Here is a 17,715-nt window from a genome sequence, read left to right on the forward strand (position 1 = left end):
CGTCAGACGACGTCGAACGTCGTCTTGAGCTCGAGGTCGGTCACCTGCGAGCGGTACTGCTCGAACTCGCGACGCTTGTTCGCGAGCACGTAGCGGAAGACCTGCTCCCCCAGCGTCTCGGCGACGAGCTCGCTCGACTCCATGAGCTCGATCGCCTCCTCGAGGCTCGAGGGCAGCGCGCGGTAGCCGAGCGCGCGGCGCTCGCTCGACGAGAGCGCCCAGACGTTCTCCTCGGCGGCCTCGGGCAGCTCGTACTCTTCCTCGATGCCCTTGAGGCCCGCCGCGAGCATGAGCGCGTAGGCGAGGTAGGGGTTCGCCGCCGAGTCGATGCCGCGGTGCTCGAAGCGCGCCGACTGGCTCTTGCCCGGCTTGTACATCGGCACGCGGATGAGCGCCGAGCGGTTGCTGTGGCCCCACGTGATGTAGCTGGGCGCCTCGTCGCCGCCCCAGAGGCGCTTGTACGAGTTCACGAACTGGTTGAGCACGAGCGAGATCTCGCTCGAGTGGTGCAGCAGGCCCGCGATGAAGCGGCGGCCGGTGACCGAGAGCTGCTGGGGCGCAGACTGGTCGTAGAACGCGTTCGAGTCGCCCTCGAAGAGCGACATGTGCGTGTGCATGCCGCTTCCGGGCTGGTCGGCGAGGGGCTTGGGCATGAACGTGGCGCGCACGCCCTGCTCGATCGCGACCTCCTTCACGACGGTGCGGAAGGTCATCAGGTTGTCGGCCATCGTCAGCGCGTCGGCGTAACGGAGGTCGATCTCGTTCTGGCCGGGGCCGCCCTCGTGGTGGCTGTACTCGACCGAGATGCCGAGCTCCTCGAGCATGCGCACGGCGCGGCGGCGGAAGTCGTGGGCCGTGCCGCCGGGGACGTTGTCGAAGTAGCCCGCGTTGTCGACCGGCACCGGCTTGCCGCCGTTCGGCCCGTCCTTGAACAGGTAGAACTCGATCTCGGGGTGCGTGTAGTAGGTGAAGCCCATGTCGGCGGCGCGCGACAGCGTGCGCTTCAGCACATTGCGCGGATCCGCGACCGCGGGCTGCCCGTCGGGCGTCGTGATGTCGCAGAACATGCGCGCGGTCGGGTCGACCTCGCCGCGCCAGGGAAGGATCTGGAACGTCGACGGATCCGGGTGGGCAAGCAGGTCGCTCTCCTGAACGCGCGTCAGGCCCTCGATCGCGGAGCCATCGAAGCCGATTCCCTCGCGGAACGCCCCCTCCACCTCGGCGGGCGCGATCGCGACGGATTTCAGCGTGCCAATGACGTCGGTGAACCAAAGGCGAACAAACTTGACGCCGCGTTCTTCGATCGTGCGGAGCACGAAATCCTGCTGCTTATCCATGCACTCAGCCTAAGGGGTCAGTCGTCCCACTCAGCGTCGCGGCGCTCGTCTTCTTCCCATGCGTCGGCACGTTTTTTCAGAAGCTCGGGCGCGCGGGCCGCTTCCTCGGCCGTATCGAAGGGTCCGGCGAGGTCAAGCACCGACGACTGCGTGCCGTGCTCGACCTGCCCCGTGCGCAGGTTGTACCAGTAGCTCTCGGTCATGCCTCGAGGCTACGCCGAAAACGCACGGCGAGCACCCCGAAGACGACGAGCGCTGCGAACGGCCCGAGAAGAAGGATCCCGCGGATCCATGCGGCGCCCCACACGGCGGGCGTCGTGCCCTCGCGCACCTCGACGTCGCGCACGATGGCGCCCGATGTGTCGGCGGCGATCTGCTCGACGGTGGATCCGTCGGCCGCAATCACCTCGCTGGTTCCGACGGTCGAGACGTTCACGACCGCGCGGCCGGTCTCGATCGCGCGCATGCGGGCGAACTCGAGCTGCTGCAGGTTCTCGGCGGATCCGCGGAAGTCGGCGTTGTTCGTCTGGAAGACGAGCACGCCCGCGCCGTCGTTGATGCTCTCGTGCACGAGCGAGTCGTAGAGCACGTCGAAGCAGATGGCGAGGCCGATCGTGGCGTCGCCGGCCGTCATCGTCGGGCTATCGGTTCCCGGCGTGTACTCGCGTCCGATCATCCCGATGAGCGACGGCACGATCTTCTCGAAGACAGAGCGAGCCGGAACGTACTCGCCGAAGGGCACGGGATGACGCTTGGAGTGCGTCTGCGTCGCGCCTTCCTCTGTCCACAGCATCGACATGTTGTAGGTGTCGTCGCCGACATCGGCGGCGGCATTCAGCAGGGTCGGGGCGCCCGTGGCGCGCGAGAGCGCTGACAGCACGAGGGCCGCCTTGTCGTCTCCCCGCGGATCCAGCCCGACGCCGCCCTCAGGCCAGGCGATCAGGTCGGCCCCGGAGTCGAGAACCGCCTCGCTCGCCTGCAGCTGGGCGTTCAGCACGTCGTAGCGGCCGCGCTCGTCGAGGTACGCGGTCGGGCCGTTGCCCTGCACCGCGGCGATCCGCATCGACCCCACGACGTGCGTCGGGAACTGCGGCACGAGGGCGGCAACAACGAGCACCAGCGCCGGCGCCGCGAGCGTCCACCAGCGACGCTGCCGCCGGCCGGTCGCGATGAGGCGCGCGGCCTCCACGGCCAGAGCGACCGCGAAGACGACGACGAAGGTCAGGCCGTCGACGCCGATCCACGAGGCGAGCTGCGCGAGCGGGCTCTCGGCCTGCCCCATGCCGACGCGACCCCACGGAAACCCGCCGAACGGCCAGGATCCCATGACGATCTCGCGCATGGTCCATAGGCCCGCGATGACCGCCGCGGTCACGCCCATGCGCCACAGCGGAGCGCGCACGATGCGCCGCACCCAGCGGTACGCGAGCGAGATAAGAATCGCTCCGAGGCCCATGAAGAGCGCCTCGACGCCCGCGAGCGCGATCCACGGCACCCACGCGAGTTCGTTGTCGCCGAGGAACGACTCGGCCCAGCTGACGTGGGGCACGTAGAACGCGAGCCCGAAGCCCGAGCCGACGAGCAGGGCGCCGCCGGGGCGCCGCCCGATCAGCGAGACGAGCGAGAGGGCGATCGCGACGAAGGCGAACGGCCAGATCCCGGGCGCGGGAAAAGACACCATGAAGGCGAGGCCGCCGATCACGGACAGGGCCGTGGCCGACCAGAGCGGCAGAGCGGTGGAGGGACGGAGGACGCGCGTCACCCGGCGAGCCTACTCGGCGTCGTCGGGAAGCTCCTCGAAGAGACCGGCCGGGGGCGTCATGATGACGCGGCCACCCTCGAGGTCGACCTCGGGCACGATGGCCGACACGAACGGCACCATCACCTCGGTCTCGCCAACGGAGACGATCAGCAGGTCCTGCGAGGGCAGGTGGTCGACGCGCGCGATCCGGCCGATGACCTTGTCATCGCGGACGGCGTCGAGGCCGATGAGCTGGTGGTCGTACCAGGCGTCGGGCTCTTCGGGCGACGAGTCGTCCTGGTCGACCCAGAGGATCGCCCGCGCGAGCGTCTCGGCGGCGTTGCGGTCGTCGACGCCCTCGAAGAAGATGACGGGGCTGGCGTTCATCCAGCGGAACTCGCGCACCGTGACGGTCTTGCGGTGCCACTGCGACTGCTCGGGCACCTGCAGGGTGAACGACGCACCGGGCACGAAGCGGCCATCGGGGTCGTCGGTGTACAGCTCAAGCTTCAACGCGCCCTTGAGGCCGTGTGCCTTGAGGACACGACCGACCCGGAGCTGGCTCTTAGGCGTCGCGGCAGACATCAGTCGTCGGCCACGTCGACGCGAACGCGACGGTCGGCGGCGAGGGCCTTCACAACCGTGCGCAGCGATTTTGCGGTGCGACCGCCGCGCCCGATCACGCGACCACGGTCGTCCGAGGCGACGTGCACTTCCAGCACGTCTCCTCGTGACGAGGTGGTTTCGTCGATGCGGACGTCGTCAGGATGATCGACGATGCCCTTGACGATGTGTTCGAGCGCGGCGGCCAGCACGATGCGATTACTCCGCGGCGGCGTCGGCCGCAGCGTCCTCGGCGGGAGCCTCGGCGGGCTCCTCAGCCTTCTTCGGCGCAGCCGGCTTCACAACCGACTTCTTCGAGGCGTCGGCGACGTACGCCGTCTTGTCCTCGGCGACCTTGAGGGTGCTCTTCGCGTCCTTGTCACCCTTGAACTTGCCCCAGTCGCCCGTGATCTTGAGGATCGCGGTGACCTGCTCGGTCGGCTGCGCGCCGACGGAGAGCCAGTACTGGGCACGCTCGGAGTTAACCTCGATGAACGAGGGCTCCTCGGTGGGGTGGTACTTGCCGATTTCTTCGATGACACGGCCGTCGCGCTTGGTGCGCGAGTCGGCGACAACGATGCGGTAGTAGGGCGCGCGGATCTTACCCAGGCGCTTCAGACGGATCTTGACAGCCACGATTCTCCTAGTGGATGACGAAAGTGAATGAACCTGTTCGCGCGGCGCGTGGGGTCATGCACGCAGGCGGAAGCTCTAAATGATGATGGAGCGACGCGCTGGATAGAGGGTCGAGCACACGCTCCAGCTACCCATTCTGCCAGATCCCCACCTGGAAGGCGAACGTGAACACGCTCGGCGCGTTTGCGATTTTGAGCTAGTTAGGCAAGGCTTGCCTGTGAGCTTCACATCGGAGCGATCCCCCATGGAAAGGCCCTCATGTCAGTGCGCCCGCTTTTCGCCACCCTCGCCGTCGCCGGCACCGTCCTCGCACTCGCATCATGCGCTTCGGACACTGCCGCTGAGACACCTCAAGCCGACAGCACCTGTACTCCGGCGGAGGCACCGACCGTTGAATCCGACGTGACCGTCGAACACGCGCTCGGCACCACGACGATCCCTGCGGGCGCCAGCCGCGTCGCGTCAGTCGGTTGGGGCAACCAGGACGTCGCGCTCGCGCTGGGCTTCGCGCCCGTCGGTGCGGATGACCAGACCTGGTCGATGACGGGCGACGATGGCCTCGGCCTGTATGACTGGACCCTCGACGGCTATGCAGCCCTCTGCGCCGACGAGCCCGTCATCTTCGACACGACCGACGGCGTCGACTTCGAGGCGATCGCCGACGCGGCGCCCGACGTGATCCTCGCCGCTTACTCGGGCCTGACGGAGGACGACTACGCGACGCTCAGCAAGATCGCCCCGACGGTCGCCTACCCCGACATCCCCTGGTACACCCCGTGGCGCGAGGCGATCCAGCTCGACGCCGACGCGCTCGGCAAGTCGGCGGAGGGCGAGGCCCTCGTCGCCGACCTCGACACGCAGATCGCCGACGCGAGCGCCGACATCACGAGCTTCGAGGGCAAGAAGGCGGCATTCTTCTACGTGAACCCCGCCGACCTCTCGACGATCTCGATCTACGCGACGGGCGACTCGCGCACCGCGTTCCTCGGTGACCTCGGCTTTGACGCGCCCCAGTTCGCCGTCGACACCTCGGAAAGCGGCGCGTTCTACGCCGACATCGCCGCCGAGAACGCCGACATCCTCTCCGACGTCGACGTGTTCGTCATGTACGGCGACGACGACCTCGTGAAGGCGTTCCAGGCGGATCCGCTGTGGAGCACGCTCGACGCCGTTAAGAACGGCGCCATCGTGACGATGGGCTCGGGCGACGCGCTCAGCGGTTCGGTCACCCCGACCGCCCTCTCGATCCCGTGGATGCTCGACACGTACGTCGGCATGCTCGACGACGCCGCGTCGCTGGCGGAGTGAGTCAGACCGCACTTACCGCCCGCCGTTCCCCGCGCATCGCGTGGGGAACGGCGGGCGGTGTCGCCGTCGTGCTGATCGCCGTCGGCTGCTCGCTCGTGTTCGGATCCCGCACCGTGTCGCTCGGCGAGGTCGCCGAGGGGCTCCGCGCGTTCTTCACGGGAGAGCAGGCATCGCAGATCGGCGCGATTGCCGTGACCGAGCGGATCCCCCGCACCGTGCTCTCTATCGTCGCGGGCGCGGCGCTCGCGCTCTCGGGCGGCGTCATGCAGGCGGTCACGCGCAACCCGATCGCCGACCCCGGAATTCTCGGCGTCAACACGGGCGCCTCGCTGTTCGTCGTGTGCGGCATCGCCTTCCTCGGCATCAGCTCCGTGTACTCCTACCTCGTGCTCGCCCTCGTCGGCGGCACGCTCGCCGCGATCGTCGTTTATATCGTCGGATCGCTCGGCGCGGGCGGCGCGACGCCCATCAAGCTCGCGCTCGCGGGCGCCGCGATGAGCGCGGCCCTCTCGTCCCTCGTCAGCGCCGTGATGCTTCCGCGCGCCGCCGCCATGAACGACTTCCGCTTCTGGCAGGTCGGCGGCACGGGCGGTGCGACCTGGGGCGCCATCGGCGCCGTCGCTCCCCTGCTCCTCCTCGGCGCGGTCGCGATCTTCGCGCTCTCGGGCAGCATGAATGCGCTCGCGCTCGGCGACGAGGTCGCCCGCGGGCTCGGCGTCAAGGTCGGCACGACGCGCGCGATCGCCGCCGCCGCCGGCGTGCTTCTCTGCGCCTCCGTCACGGCCGTCGCCGGCCCCATCGCCTTCGTCGGCCTCATGGTGCCGCACGCCGTGCGCCTCGTCGTGGGCCCGGACCAGCGCGCCATCCTGCCGCTGTCGGCCCTCGGCGGCGCGGCCCTGCTCTGCATCGCCGACACGATCGGCCGCCTCATCGGCTCGCCCAGCGAGGTCGAGGCCGGCATCGTCACCGCCTTCCTCGGCGCGCCCGTGCTCGTCGCCATCGCCCGCCGCACCCGGATGAGGGCCCTATGACCGCGCTCGAGACGTCCGTCGCCACCATCCGCGCGGGCCGGATCCGCCGTGCGCGCCGTCGCACGATCGCCTCCCTCGTGCTCGCCGTGCTGCTCGTCGTGCTCGCCGCGGCGATGCTCATGCTCGGCAACACGTTCTACACGCCGGCTCAGGTGTGGGGCGTCATCATCGGGCAGGACGTGCCCGGCGCCTCCTTCACGGTCGGGACCCTCCGGATCCCGCGCCTCATCGCCGGCATCCTCGCGGGCATCGCATTCGGCGTCGCCGGATCCACCTTCCAGACGATGCTGCGCAACCCCCTCGCGAGCCCCGACGTCATCGGCATCACCTCCGGCGCGTCGGCAGCGGCCGTTCTCGCGCTCGTCGTGCTGCACTGGTCGGCTGGCGCCACCACGGCCCTCGCCCTCGGCGTCGGCATCGCCACGGCCGTGGTCATCTACCTCGCGGCCCGCGGCGGCGAGTCAACCGGCGGCCGCCTGATCCTCATCGGCATCGGCATCGGCGCGATGCTCGACGCCGTCGTGCAGTTCCTCGTGCAGCGCGCCTCCGAGTGGGACGTCGCCGTCGCGATGCGCTGGCTCACCGGAAGCCTCAACGGCGTGCAGCCCGACCGGCTGTGGCCGCTCGTCGCGGGCGTCGTCGTGCTCGTTCCCGTCATCCTCGCCGTCTCGCGCGGGCTCCGCGCGCTCGAGCTCGGAGACGCGTCGGCGACCGCGCTCGGCGTGAGCGTGAGCGCGACCCGCGTGATCCTGATCGTCGCGGCCGTCGCCCTCGCGTGTGTCGCGACCGCGACCACCGGACCCATCGCGTTTGTCGCGCTGCTTTCGGGCCCGATCGCGACCCGCGTCGTCGGCCCCGGGGCGCCCGCGCTCCTCTCGGCCGGCCTCGTCGGCGCCTGCCTCGTGCTCGGCGCCGACCTCATCGGCCAATTCGCCTTCGACACGGCGTTCCCCGTCGGCGTCATCACCGGCATCATCGGCGCGCCCTACCTGCTCTTCCTCCTCATCCGCATGAGCCGCAACGGAGGTTCCTCATGACACTCGACCACTCCCTCGCGGCCAACGCGCTCTCGTCCGGCTACGGATCCCGCACGATCGTCGACGGCGTCGACCTCGAGCTCCCGCCCGGCAAAATCAGCGTCATCGTCGGCGCGAACGCGTGCGGCAAGTCGACCCTGCTCAAGACGATGTCGCGCCTCGTGCGCCCGTCGAGCGGCGCGGTCGTGCTCGACGGATCCGCGATCGACAAGATCCCGACGAAGAAGCTCGCGACGACTCTCGGCCTGCTCCCGCAGCAGCCGATCGCGCCCGAGGGCATCGCCGTCGCCGACCTCGTGGGCCGCGGGCGCCACCCGCACCAGAAGATGTTCCGGGCGTGGACGGCGGAGGACGACGAGGCGGTGGCCGAGGCCCTGACTGCCACGGGCGTCGCCGACCTCGCCGACCGCAGCGTCGACGAACTCTCGGGCGGGCAGCGCCAGCGCGTGTGGATCGCGATGGCGCTCGCGCAGAACACCGACGTGCTCCTGCTCGACGAGCCGACGACGTTCCTCGATCTCGCCCACCAGGTCGAGGTGCTCGACCTCTTGACCGACCTCAACCTCTCGCGCGGCACGACGATCGCGATGGTCCTGCACGACATCAACCTCGCGGCGCGCTACGCCGATCACCTCTTCGCGATGCGCTCGGGCAAGCTCGTGGCGAGCGGCGCGCCCGCCGAGGTCGTCACGCCGGCGCTCATCGATCAGGTCTTCGGCCTCGACGCCGAGGTCTTCCTCGACCCCGTCTCGCACACCCCGCTGGTGATCCCCCGCGGTCGCCACCACGCAGATTCCCGCCCCACGCACATTGGAGCCCCCGCATGACCGCCACCCGGTTCTTCCGCGCGCGCGTGACGCGCATCACGCAGCTCACGCCGAGCTTCCGCCGCTTCACCGTGACGGCCGACGACATCAACGAGTATGGCGACCCGGGGTTCGATCAGCGCATCAAGGTGGTCTTCCCCACCGCGACCGTGTCGCTCGACGCGATGCCGACGGGCGAAGACTGGTACACCGAGTGGCGCGCCCTGCCGGAGGACGCGCGCCCGCCGTTCCGCACCTACACGACCCGCGCCGTGCGCCCCGGCGAGGTCGACATCGACATGGTCGCCCACGAACCCGACGGCCCCGCCTCGGTGTGGATCGAATCGGCAACCATCGGATCCGAGATCCTGATCGCCGCCCCGACGATCCACGCGACGGGCGTCAGCTACGGCATCGACTTCGTGCCGCCGGCGCAGACCGATGAGTACCTCCTCGTCGGCGACGAGACGGCCGCCCCCGCGATCGCGGTCATCCTCGAGCAGCTCCCGCGCGAGGCGACCGGCGTCGTCATCCTCGAGGTTCCCTACGCGCAGGATGTCGCGTACCTGCCCGAGCACCCGGGCTTCCGTGTCCACGCGGCCGCCCGCGAGGCCGGAGGGCGCCACGAGCACCTCGAGAGCGCCGTGCGCGAGCACGCGGGCGCGCTGTGCCCGAACGGCCGCGGATCCGAGGTCGAGGAGGTCGACATCGATTCGGGGATCCTGTGGGAGGTGCCGCGCACCGCGAAGGGCGGCGCGGCCCTCAAGTCGGCGCCGCTCTACGCGTGGATCGCCGGCGAGGCGAGCGCCGTGAAGTCGCTGCGCCGCCACCTCGTGCGCGACGTGGGCGTCGATCGCCGTGCCGTGTCGTTCATGGGCTACTGGCGCCTCGGCCGCGCCGAGGGCAGCTAAGCGCTAGTCGGCGACGAGCGCCTGGGCGAGCGCCTCGTCGATGACGAGGTCGGTCGCGACGCCCGCCGCGAGGGCTCCCCGCACGGCGGGGAGCTTCGGCAGCCCCGACACGACGCAGATGCGGCGCGGGATCCGGCGGAGGCGGTTGATCGCCGGCCCCGTCCCGCGGGCGTTCAGCGCGATGTCCTCCGACGTGCCGTCGGCGCGGAAGAACACCGTCGAGACGTCACCGACCGCGCGGTCCTCGCGGAGGCTCTGGTAGTCGGCGCGCTCGAGGTAGCCGCCGACGTACACGCGGCTCGGCACGGCCGCGAGCGGCGAACCGAGCCCGAAGAGCGCGATGTCGAGGCGGTCCTGGATCCGCAGCACGCGGCGGGTGCTGCGCTCGCGCCACATCGCCTCCTTCGTGCGCGGGTCGTCGAAGAACGCCGGAACCGGAAACTGCTGCACATCCGCCCCGAACGCCGTGCCGAAGCGCTCGAGGATCTCGCTCGCGAGGCCGACGCCCGACGTCAGCGTATTGCCCGCGCCGTTCAGCTGGACGACCGTCGTGCCGTGCGTGTCGCGCGTCGGCAGGTGGCGGCTCACCGCCGCGATCGTGGATCCCCACGCCACGCCGAGCGACATGTTCGAGTCGAAAAACTCGCCCACGAGGCGGCCCGCCGTCATCGCGACGCGTTCGAGGCGATCGACCTCGCTGACGCCGGCACCCGCCGGAACGACGTGCGCCGTCACGTGGAAACGGCTCCTGATCTCGTGTTCCAGCGACGCGCCGTGCTCGTGCGGAGCGTGCACGCGGATCTCGACGAGCCCCACATCGCGCGCGTGCTGGATGAGGCGCGAGACCGACGAGCGCGAGACGCGAAGCTCGCGCGCGATCGACTCCATCGTCAGCCCCTGCACGTAGTACAGCCGCGCCGCCGTCAGCGCCTGCTGCAGCCGCGACTCGGCGCTCCGCGGCGCCTCCGGCGCGTCGATCGGGCCCGCCATGTCGGCCATCTCGCCTCCTCCGTCGCGCCGCCGCTGCACATTTGTGCAGTCGCCTTGCGCATCCGTCCAATCGGCCCCAGCCTAGTGATAATCCCTGCACACTCGTGAAGAGATCCCCCACGCCGAAGGAGGAGCATGTCTACCTCACCATCCACCGCCGGACAGCGCGAAGCGACGCTGCGCACGATCCGCGAGAACCCTCGTGCCCAGGTCGTCATTATTGGTGGCGGCATTAACGGAATCTCGACCTTCCGAGACCTCGCGCTCCAGGGCGTCGACGTGCTCCTCGTCGAGCGGGGCGACTTCGCATCCGGCGCCTCCGCGGCATCGAGCCACATGGTGCACGGCGGCATCCGCTACCTCGAGAACGGCGAGTTCCGCCTCGTGCACGAGTCGGTCGTCGAGCGCAACGACCTCCTGAAGACGGCGCCGCACTTCGTGAAGCCGCTGAAGACCACCGTGCCGATGTACCACTTCTGGTCGGGCCTGTTCCAGGCGCCCTTCAAGTTCCTCTTCGGCCGCTCCGGCAAGCCCGTCGAGCGCGGCGCCGCGATGATCAAGATCGGCCTCACGATCTACGACCTCTTCGTCGGCCCCGGCCGTCGCACCCCGTGGCACCGCTTCCACGGCCACACCGCATCGCTTCGCGAGCTCCCCCGCCTCAACCCGAGGGTCAAGTACACCGCGACCTACTTCGACGCCTCGATGCACGACCCCGAGCGCCTCGCGCTCGACGTGCTGATCGACGGCCTCGAGTCGAACCGCTCGGCCCACGCGCTCAACTACGTCGAGGCGATCGGCTTCACCGGCACGGGCGTGACGCTGCGCGATCGCGAGACGGGCGAGACCTTCACGGTCGAGGCCGACGCCGTCGTCAACGCCAGCGGTCCCTGGGCCGACCTCACGAACGACGCTCTCGGCAAGGCCACCCGCTTCATGGGCGGCACGAAGGGCTCGCACATCGTGCTCGATAACCCCGAGCTCGTCGCCGCCACGGGCGGGCGCGAGATCTTCTTCGAGCACTCCGATGGCCGCATCGTGCTGATCTACCCGCTCAAGGGCCGCGTCATGGTCGGCACGACCGACATCGCGGCCGACCCGGCCGAGCCCGCGCGCTGCACCGAAGAGGAGGTCGACTACTTCCTCGACCTCATCACCGACGTGTTCCCCGATATCGCCGTCTCGCGCGATCAGATCGTCTACCGCTTCAGCGGCATCCGCCCACTGCCGGCGAGCGACGCATCGAGCACGGGCCAGATCTCGCGCGACTACCGCCTCGTCGTCGATCAGTCGCGCGGCATCCCCGTCACGACCCTCGTGGGCGGCAAGTGGACCACGTTCCGCGCGCTCGGCGAGACCCTCTCCGACCTCGTGCTCGATCAGATTGGCGTGCCGCGCGCCGTCACCACGAAGCACCGCGCGATCGGCGGCGGCCGCGACTTCCCGATGACGCCCCGCGCCCGCGGCGTCTGGCTGCGCTCCCGGATCCCCGGATCCGGCACCCGCGGCAACGTGCTTCTCGGTCGCTACGGCACCCGCGCCGCGGCAGTGTGGGACACGATCGAGGCCGAGCACGACGAGGCCCTCGCCGGCGACCGGCTCTCGACGCGCGAGCTCGCCTGGATGGTCGACCACGAGCACATCGTGCACCTCGCCGACGTCATCCTGCGCCGCACCGACCTCGCGTTCACGGGATCCGTGACGCCGGAGCTGCTCGCCCGCGTCGCCGACACCCTCGCGCCGCTGCTCGGCTGGGATGCCGACCGCGTCGCCGAGGAGATCGACGACACCGTGACGCAGCTGCGCGAGGCGCACGGCGTCACCCTCGTCGCGGAGACCGCCGATGTCTGATTACATCCTCGCGATCGATCAGGGCACGACGTCGAGCCGCGCGATCATCTTCGACCGCTCGGGCACGCTCGTCGCAACCGGCCAGAAGGAGCACGAGCAGATCCTGCCGAAGCCCGGCTGGGTCGAGCACGACCCGGTCGAGATCTGGAAGAACGTGCAGGAGGTCATCGGCCTCGCCCTCAGCCGCGCCGGCCTCACCCGCCACCACCTCGCGGGCATCGGCATCACGAACCAGCGCGAGACCGCCGTCGTGTGGGATCGCGCGACCGGTGAGCCCGTGCACAACGCGATCGTCTGGCAAGACACGCGCACGCAGCACATCGTCGACCGACTCGCGGAGGGTCACGGCACCGACCGGTACAAGAACATCGTGGGTCTCCCGCTCGCGACGTACTTCGCCGGCACGAAGATCGCGTGGATCCTCGAAAACGTGCCGGGCGCGCGCGAGCGGGCCGAGCGCGGCGAGCTGCTCTTCGGTACGACCGACACGTGGGTGTTGTGGAACCTGACGGGCGGCCCCAGGGGTGGCGTTCACGTCACCGACGTGACGAACGCCTCGCGCACGCTGTTCATGGATCTCGACACGCTCGACTGGCGCGACGACATCCTCGCCGACTTCGGCGTGCCGCGGTCGATGATGCCCGAGATCCGCTCGTCGAGCGAGATTTACGGCCACGCGAAAGACTCGTCGCTGCTGCGCGAGACCCCGATCGCGGGCATCCTCGGCGACCAGCAGGCCGCGACCTTCGGGCAGGCCGCGTTCCAGGCGGGCGAGAGCAAGAACACCTACGGCACCGGCAATTTCCTCATCTTCCAGACGGGCGAGGAGAAGATCCTCTCGTCGGGCGGCCTCTTGACGACCGTCGGCTACAAGCTCGGCGACCAGCCGGTGCAGTACGCGCTCGAGGGATCCGTCGCGGTCACGGGATCGCTCATCCAGTGGCTGCGCGACCAGCTCGGGATCATCCGGTCGGCGCCCGAGGTCGAGACGCTCGCCGCGGCCGTGGAGGACAACGGCGGCGTCTACCTCGTGCCGGCCTTCAGCGGCCTCTTCGCGCCGTATTGGCGGCCGGACGCGCGCGGCGTGATCGTGGGCCTCACCCGGTTCGCGAACAAGGGCCACATCGCCCGCGCCGCGCTCGAGGCCGTCGCCTTCCAGACGAGGGATGTGCTCGACGCCGTCGGCACCGACACCCCGCTCGACCTCACCGAGCTGCGCGTCGACGGCGGCATGGTCGCCAACGACACGCTGATGCAGTTCCAGGCCGACATCCTCGGCGTTCCCGTCGTGCGCCCCGTCATCACCGAGACGACCGCGCTCGGCGCCGCCTACGCCGCGGGTCTCGCAACGGGCTTCTGGACGGGCCTCGACGAGCTCCGCGCGAACTGGCGCGAGGACAAGCGGTGGGAGCCGCGCATGGACGCGTCGGAGGTCAACCGCCTCATGCACGGCTGGCGCAAGGCGATCGCCAAGTCCCTCGACTGGGTCGACGACGACACCAAGCAGTAGACGAGAGAAGGGCGGCCCCTCTGGCCGCCCTTCTCTCATAAAGGGGCGGCCCGAAGGGCCACCCCCAAATAGAACGCTAGATAGGTTGAGGGCGGCCCCGCTGGCCGCCCTCAACCTATCTAGCTCTTCCCGAACAGCTTCTGGATCTCGGCCATGTCGGCCTCGCTCGGCTGGGGCGCCTGGGCGCCCAGGCCGAAACCGGATCCGGTGGGCACCGACTCGGCGACCGGCTCGACGGCGCGCTTAGCGGGGTTGCCCGAGCGTCCGCCCTGGAACTTGCCCTTGGCCTTCTTCGCGCGCTTGCTCGACGGCTTCATGCCGGGCATCGCGCCCATGCCGGGGATGCCAGCGTTCTCGCCGCGGGCGACCTTCTTCATCATCTTGGCGGCCTGCTCGAAGCGGTTCACGAGCTGGTTCACCTCGGTGACGCTGACGCCGGATCCGCGGGCGATGCGCGCGCGGCGCGAGCCGTTGAGGATCTTCGTGTTGTTGCGCTCGGCGGGCGTCATGCCGCGGATGATCGCCTCGGTGCGGCCGATCTCGCTCTCGTCGAAGTTCTCGAGCTGCTGCTTCATCTGCCCGCCCATGCCGGGAAGCATGCCGAGCATCTTCTTCATCGAGCCCATCTTCTTGAGCTGCTGCATCTGCTCGAGGAAGTCTTCGAGCGTGAAGGCCTCCTTCGCGAGTTTCTCGGCGACCTTGCGGGCCTCCTCCTCGTCGAACGCAGACTGCGCCTGCTCGATGAGGGTGAGGATGTCGCCGAGGTCGAGGATGCGGCTCGCCATGCGGTCGGGGTGGAAGTCTTCGAGCGCGTCGAGCGTCTCGCCGTTCGAGGCAAAGATGATTGGGCGGCCGGTCACGGATGCGACCGAGAGCGCCGCACCACCGCGGGCGTCACCGTCGAGCTTCGAGAGCACGACACCGGTGAAGTCGACGCCGTCCTGGAACGCCTTGGCCGTGTTGACCGCGTCCTGACCGATCATCGAGTCGATGACGAAGAGCACCTCGTCGGGGTCGGTCGCCTTGCGGATCTTCGACGCCTGCTTCATCAGCTCTTCGTCGACGCCGAGGCGGCCGGCGGTGTCGATGATGACCACGTCGTGCTGCTTCTGGCGGGCGAACTCGACGCCGGCCTTCGACACCTTGACGGGGTCGCCGACGCCGTTGCCGGGCTCGGGCGCGTAGATCGCAGCGCCGGCCTGCTCGGCGACGACCTGCAACTGGTTCACCGCGTTGGGGCGCTGGAGGTCGGCGGCGACGAGGATCGGCGTGTGGCCCTCTCCCTGGAGCTTCTTCGCGAGCTTGCCCGCGAAGGTCGTCTTACCGGATCCCTGCAGGCCCGCGAGCATGATGACCGTCGGGGCCACCTTCGCGAACTGCAGCTTGCGCTGCGTGCCGCCGAGGATCTCGACGAGCTCCTCGTTGACGATCTGCACGACCTGCTGCGCGGGGTTCAGTGCCTTGTTGACCTCGTCGCTGAGCGCGCGCTCGCGCACCTTCGCGGTGAAGTCCTTCACGACCTGCAGCGCGACGTCGGCGTCGAGCAGGGCGCGACGAATCTCGCGGACGGTGCCGTCGACGTCGGACGCCGACAGGCGACCCTTCGTGCGGAGGTTCTTGAATGTCTCGACGAGACGGTCGGAAAGCGTGCCGAAAGTAGCCATGGTGGCCCTATTCTACCGTGACGAGCCGCCCAGAACTCCGAGGGCGCGCTCCAGGTGCTCTTCGAGCGGTGCGGATCCCGCGCCGCTGGCCGCCCAGGCCGAGATCGCGGCGAGGACGGCGGCCCCGTACGCGCCGCCGAGCACGCGCGCGGCGAGCGGATCCGTGCCCTCGCGGCGGAGGGCCGCGGCGGCGAGGTCGGCGATGCGCTTCATGCGCAGGGCGCCCTCGCGCTCGAGGTGATCCTCGATCTGCATCGCCTCGGCGTTAGCGATCGCGAGGGCGAGCGCGTCCGGCGCGAAGCCGTCGACGAGCGCACGCACGCACTCGCGCACCGGCAGGCGGTCGTCGGCGTCGCGGATCCGCTCGTCGAGCGCGGTCCACAGCAGCTCGGCCTTGCCGGGCGCGTAGTTGAAGAAGCTCGAGCGCGCGATGCCCGCGCGCTGGGCGATCTCGGCGACGTTCGTGGCCTCGTAGCCCTGCTCGAGGAAGAGCTCGCACGCGGCCTCGGCGAGCATCTCGCTCGTAATTGCGCGGGGTCGCCCCCTCTTGCCCGTCTGGATCGCCATGCCTCCAGCCTATTGCGCGCCTCATATGCGAGACGCGTTATGGTTTGTTAGACACCGTCCACAATCGAGGGATATCGCATGTCCGACGTACTGGAGGCGGGCTTCGCGCCCGCCACCGTGCCGTATCAAGAGGGCTGGGACCTGCAGCGCCGGATCCACGCCGAGGTCGTCGCGGGAACGCGGGCTGAGACCCTGATCCTGCTGGAGCACGAGGCGGTCTTCACCGCCGGTTCCCGCACGGCGCCCCACGAGCGCCCCCGCGGATCCGCGACGCCCGTGATCGACGTCGATCGCGGCGGGAAGATCACTTGGCACGGGCCGGGCCAGCTCGTCGGGTATCCGATCATCCGCGTGAGCGACCGCGTCGACGCCGTCGCCGTCGTGCGCGGCCTCGAGCGCATGCTCATCGACCTCATCGCGCCCTTTGGCGTCGCCGGCGTGCAGATCGAGGGCCGCAGCGGCGTCTGGGTCCAGCGCGCCGACGGATCCGCCGACAAGATCGCGGCGATCGGCATGCGCGTGCAGAAGGGCGTCACGATGCACGGCTTCGCGCTCAACTGCAACCACTCGCTCGACCCGTACGCCGAGATCGTCGCGTGCGGCATTTCCGACGCGGGCGTCACCACCATCGCCCGCGAGTCAGGGCGGGACATCTCCCCCGCCGCCATCAAGGACGCCACCGCGTCCGCCTTCCGCGACGCCTTCGAGAGGATCCCCGCATGAGTGTCACCGCCCCCAACGGACGCAAGCTTCTTCGACTGGAGGTGCGCAATGCGCAGACCCCGATCGAGAAGAAGCCCGAGTGGATCAAGACGCGCGTCAAGCAGGGTCCGGAGTACCAGGCGCTCCACTCGCTCGTGAAGAGCGAAGACCTGCACACCGTGTGCCAGGAGGCGGGCTGCCCCAACATCTTCGAGTGCTGGGAGGACCGCGAGGCGACGTTCCTCATCGGCGGTTCGCAGTGCACGCGCCGGTGTGACTTCTGCCAGATCGATACCGGCAAGCCCGACGCGTACGACACCGACGAGCCGCGCCGCGTCGCCGAATCGGTCGCGCGCATGGGCCTGCGCTACGCCACCGTCACGAGCGTCGCCCGCGACGACCTCGAGGACACCGGCGCGTGGCTGAACGCCGAGACGGTGCGCCAGATCCACGCAATGAACCCCAACACGGGCGTCGAGCTGCTCGCGAACGAGCACAACGCCGACCCGCGCTTCCTCGGCGAGATCTTCAGCGCCCGCCCCGAGGTCTTCGCGCACAACGTCGAGACCGTGCCGCGCGTGTTCCGACGAATCCGCCCCGCGTTCGACTACGACCGCTCGCTCAGCGTGATCACGCAGGGCCACGAGGCCGGGCTCATCACGAAGTCGAACCTCATCCTCGGCATGGGCGAGGAGCCCGACGAGGTCGCCGTCGCCCTGCAGGACCTGCACGACTCGGGCTGCGACATCATCACGCTCACGCAGTACCTGCGCCCGTCGCCCCGCCACATGCCGGTCGCGCGCTGGGTCAAGCCCGACGAGTTCGTCGAGTTCAAGAAGCTTGCGGAGGAGATCGGCTTCCTCGGCGTGCTTGCGGGCCCGCTCGTGCGCTCGTCGTACCGCGCGGGCCGACTGTGGGCGAAGTCGATGCGAGAAAAGGGCCGCGAGATCCCCGCGCACCTGCAGCACATCGGCGCGGACGAGCCTGCGGAGTTCGCCCAAGCGGTGTAAAGCGCGGATAG

Annotated in this window: 18 protein-coding genes; 9 read left to right on the forward strand and 9 right to left on the reverse strand. The window is 69.6% G+C overall.

Annotated features, from left to right (window positions below):
* Positions 1 to 2: 2 nt before the first annotated feature.
* From DTO57_RS04280 to rpsP, 6 genes are read right to left on the reverse strand one after another with little or no spacing between them, the layout of a single operon-like run.
* Positions 3 to 1,337: a glutamine synthetase family protein gene (locus DTO57_RS04280; RefSeq protein ID WP_114116942.1), complete on the reverse strand. Its 1,335-nt coding sequence runs from the start codon at positions 1,335 to 1,337 to the stop codon at positions 3 to 5.
* A 17-nt stretch (positions 1,338 to 1,354) separates the two neighbouring features.
* Positions 1,355 to 1,540, reverse strand: a complete 186-nt coding sequence (locus DTO57_RS04285; RefSeq protein WP_114116943.1) for an SPOR domain-containing protein — start codon at positions 1,538 to 1,540, stop codon at positions 1,355 to 1,357.
* A complete protein-coding gene (lnt, locus tag DTO57_RS04290) occupies positions 1,537 to 3,099 on the reverse strand; it encodes an apolipoprotein N-acyltransferase (protein WP_229730565.1) in 1,563 nt (520 codons plus the stop codon). Before lnt ends, DTO57_RS04285 begins: the two co-directional genes overlap by 4 nt.
* 9 nt (positions 3,100 to 3,108) lie before the next feature.
* On the reverse strand, positions 3,109 to 3,663 hold the full coding sequence (rimM, locus tag DTO57_RS04295; protein ID WP_114116944.1) for a ribosome maturation factor RimM: 555 nt from the start codon (positions 3,661 to 3,663) through the stop codon (positions 3,109 to 3,111).
* The gene (locus DTO57_RS04300) at positions 3,663 to 3,893 is read right to left on the reverse strand and encodes an RNA-binding protein (RefSeq protein WP_114116945.1); all 231 of its coding nucleotides are present in this window, start codon (positions 3,891 to 3,893) and stop codon (positions 3,663 to 3,665) included. Before DTO57_RS04300 ends, rimM begins: the two co-directional genes overlap by 1 nt.
* 7 nt (positions 3,894 to 3,900) lie before the next feature.
* Complete coding sequence (gene rpsP / locus DTO57_RS04305) at positions 3,901 to 4,317, reverse strand: 30S ribosomal protein S16 (RefSeq protein ID WP_114116946.1); 417 nt, start codon at positions 4,315 to 4,317, stop codon at positions 3,901 to 3,903.
* Between the two features lie 402 nt (positions 4,318 to 4,719).
* Here rpsP and DTO57_RS04310 point away from each other — a divergent pair, with 402 nt between their 5' ends.
* From DTO57_RS04310 to DTO57_RS04330, 5 genes are read left to right on the forward strand one after another with little or no spacing between them, the layout of a single operon-like run.
* A complete protein-coding gene (locus tag DTO57_RS04310; protein WP_162785653.1) occupies positions 4,720 to 5,625 on the forward strand; it encodes an iron-siderophore ABC transporter substrate-binding protein in 906 nt (301 codons plus the stop codon).
* Positions 5,622 to 6,656 (forward strand): FecCD family ABC transporter permease, encoded by a 1,035-nt coding sequence (locus DTO57_RS04315; RefSeq protein WP_114116948.1) that lies wholly within the window; start codon positions 5,622 to 5,624, stop codon positions 6,654 to 6,656. Before DTO57_RS04310 ends, DTO57_RS04315 begins: the two co-directional genes overlap by 4 nt.
* Positions 6,653 to 7,693, forward strand: coding sequence for a FecCD family ABC transporter permease (locus DTO57_RS04320; protein WP_114116949.1), 1,041 nt, complete (start codon positions 6,653 to 6,655; stop codon positions 7,691 to 7,693). The genes DTO57_RS04315 and DTO57_RS04320 overlap by 4 nt, the downstream gene beginning before the upstream one ends.
* Positions 7,690 to 8,520: an ABC transporter ATP-binding protein gene (locus DTO57_RS04325; RefSeq protein ID WP_114116950.1), complete on the forward strand. Its 831-nt coding sequence runs from the start codon at positions 7,690 to 7,692 to the stop codon at positions 8,518 to 8,520. The genes DTO57_RS04320 and DTO57_RS04325 overlap by 4 nt, the downstream gene beginning before the upstream one ends.
* Positions 8,517 to 9,410, forward strand: a complete 894-nt coding sequence (locus DTO57_RS04330) for a siderophore-interacting protein (protein ID WP_114116951.1) — start codon at positions 8,517 to 8,519, stop codon at positions 9,408 to 9,410. The genes DTO57_RS04325 and DTO57_RS04330 overlap by 4 nt, the downstream gene beginning before the upstream one ends.
* A gap of 3 nt (positions 9,411 to 9,413) precedes the next feature.
* Here DTO57_RS04330 and DTO57_RS04335 read toward each other — a convergent pair whose 3' ends face one another.
* Positions 9,414 to 10,409, reverse strand: coding sequence for a sugar-binding transcriptional regulator (locus DTO57_RS04335; protein ID WP_229730563.1), 996 nt, complete (start codon positions 10,407 to 10,409; stop codon positions 9,414 to 9,416).
* Positions 10,410 to 10,535: 126 nt separating this feature from the next.
* Here DTO57_RS04335 and DTO57_RS04340 point away from each other — a divergent pair, with 126 nt between their 5' ends.
* Together DTO57_RS04340 and glpK are read left to right on the forward strand one after the other, a co-directional pair.
* Positions 10,536 to 12,251 carry a glycerol-3-phosphate dehydrogenase/oxidase gene (locus DTO57_RS04340; RefSeq protein WP_114116952.1) on the forward strand — a complete coding sequence of 572 codons (1,716 nt, stop codon included), beginning with the start codon at positions 10,536 to 10,538 and terminating at the stop codon, positions 12,249 to 12,251.
* A complete protein-coding gene (gene glpK, locus DTO57_RS04345) occupies positions 12,244 to 13,761 on the forward strand; it encodes a glycerol kinase GlpK (RefSeq protein WP_114116953.1) in 1,518 nt (505 codons plus the stop codon). Before DTO57_RS04340 ends, glpK begins: the two co-directional genes overlap by 8 nt.
* Positions 13,762 to 13,880: 119 nt before the next feature.
* Here the strand turns inward: glpK and ffh are convergent, their stop codons facing one another.
* Together ffh and DTO57_RS04355 are read right to left on the reverse strand one after the other, a co-directional pair.
* On the reverse strand, positions 13,881 to 15,425 hold the full coding sequence (gene ffh, locus DTO57_RS04350) for a signal recognition particle protein (protein WP_114116954.1): 1,545 nt from the start codon (positions 15,423 to 15,425) through the stop codon (positions 13,881 to 13,883).
* 12 nt (positions 15,426 to 15,437) lie between these two features.
* Positions 15,438 to 15,992 (reverse strand): TetR/AcrR family transcriptional regulator, encoded by a 555-nt coding sequence (locus tag DTO57_RS04355; protein WP_114116955.1) that lies wholly within the window; start codon positions 15,990 to 15,992, stop codon positions 15,438 to 15,440.
* A gap of 78 nt (positions 15,993 to 16,070) precedes the next feature.
* Between DTO57_RS04355 and lipB the strand changes: the two genes are divergently transcribed.
* Together lipB and lipA are read left to right on the forward strand one after the other, a co-directional pair.
* Entirely contained in the window at positions 16,071 to 16,715 is a 645-nt protein-coding gene (gene lipB / locus DTO57_RS04360; RefSeq protein ID WP_114116956.1) for a lipoyl(octanoyl) transferase LipB, read from the forward strand.
* On the forward strand, positions 16,712 to 17,704 hold the full coding sequence (gene lipA, locus DTO57_RS04365; protein ID WP_114116957.1) for a lipoyl synthase: 993 nt from the start codon (positions 16,712 to 16,714) through the stop codon (positions 17,702 to 17,704). Before lipB ends, lipA begins: the two co-directional genes overlap by 4 nt.
* The last annotated feature ends 11 nt before the right edge of the window (positions 17,705 to 17,715 follow it).

It is taken from the genome of Microbacterium sorbitolivorans, assembly GCF_003327285.1.
Taxonomy (GTDB): domain Bacteria; phylum Actinomycetota; class Actinomycetes; order Actinomycetales; family Microbacteriaceae; genus Microbacterium; species Microbacterium sorbitolivorans.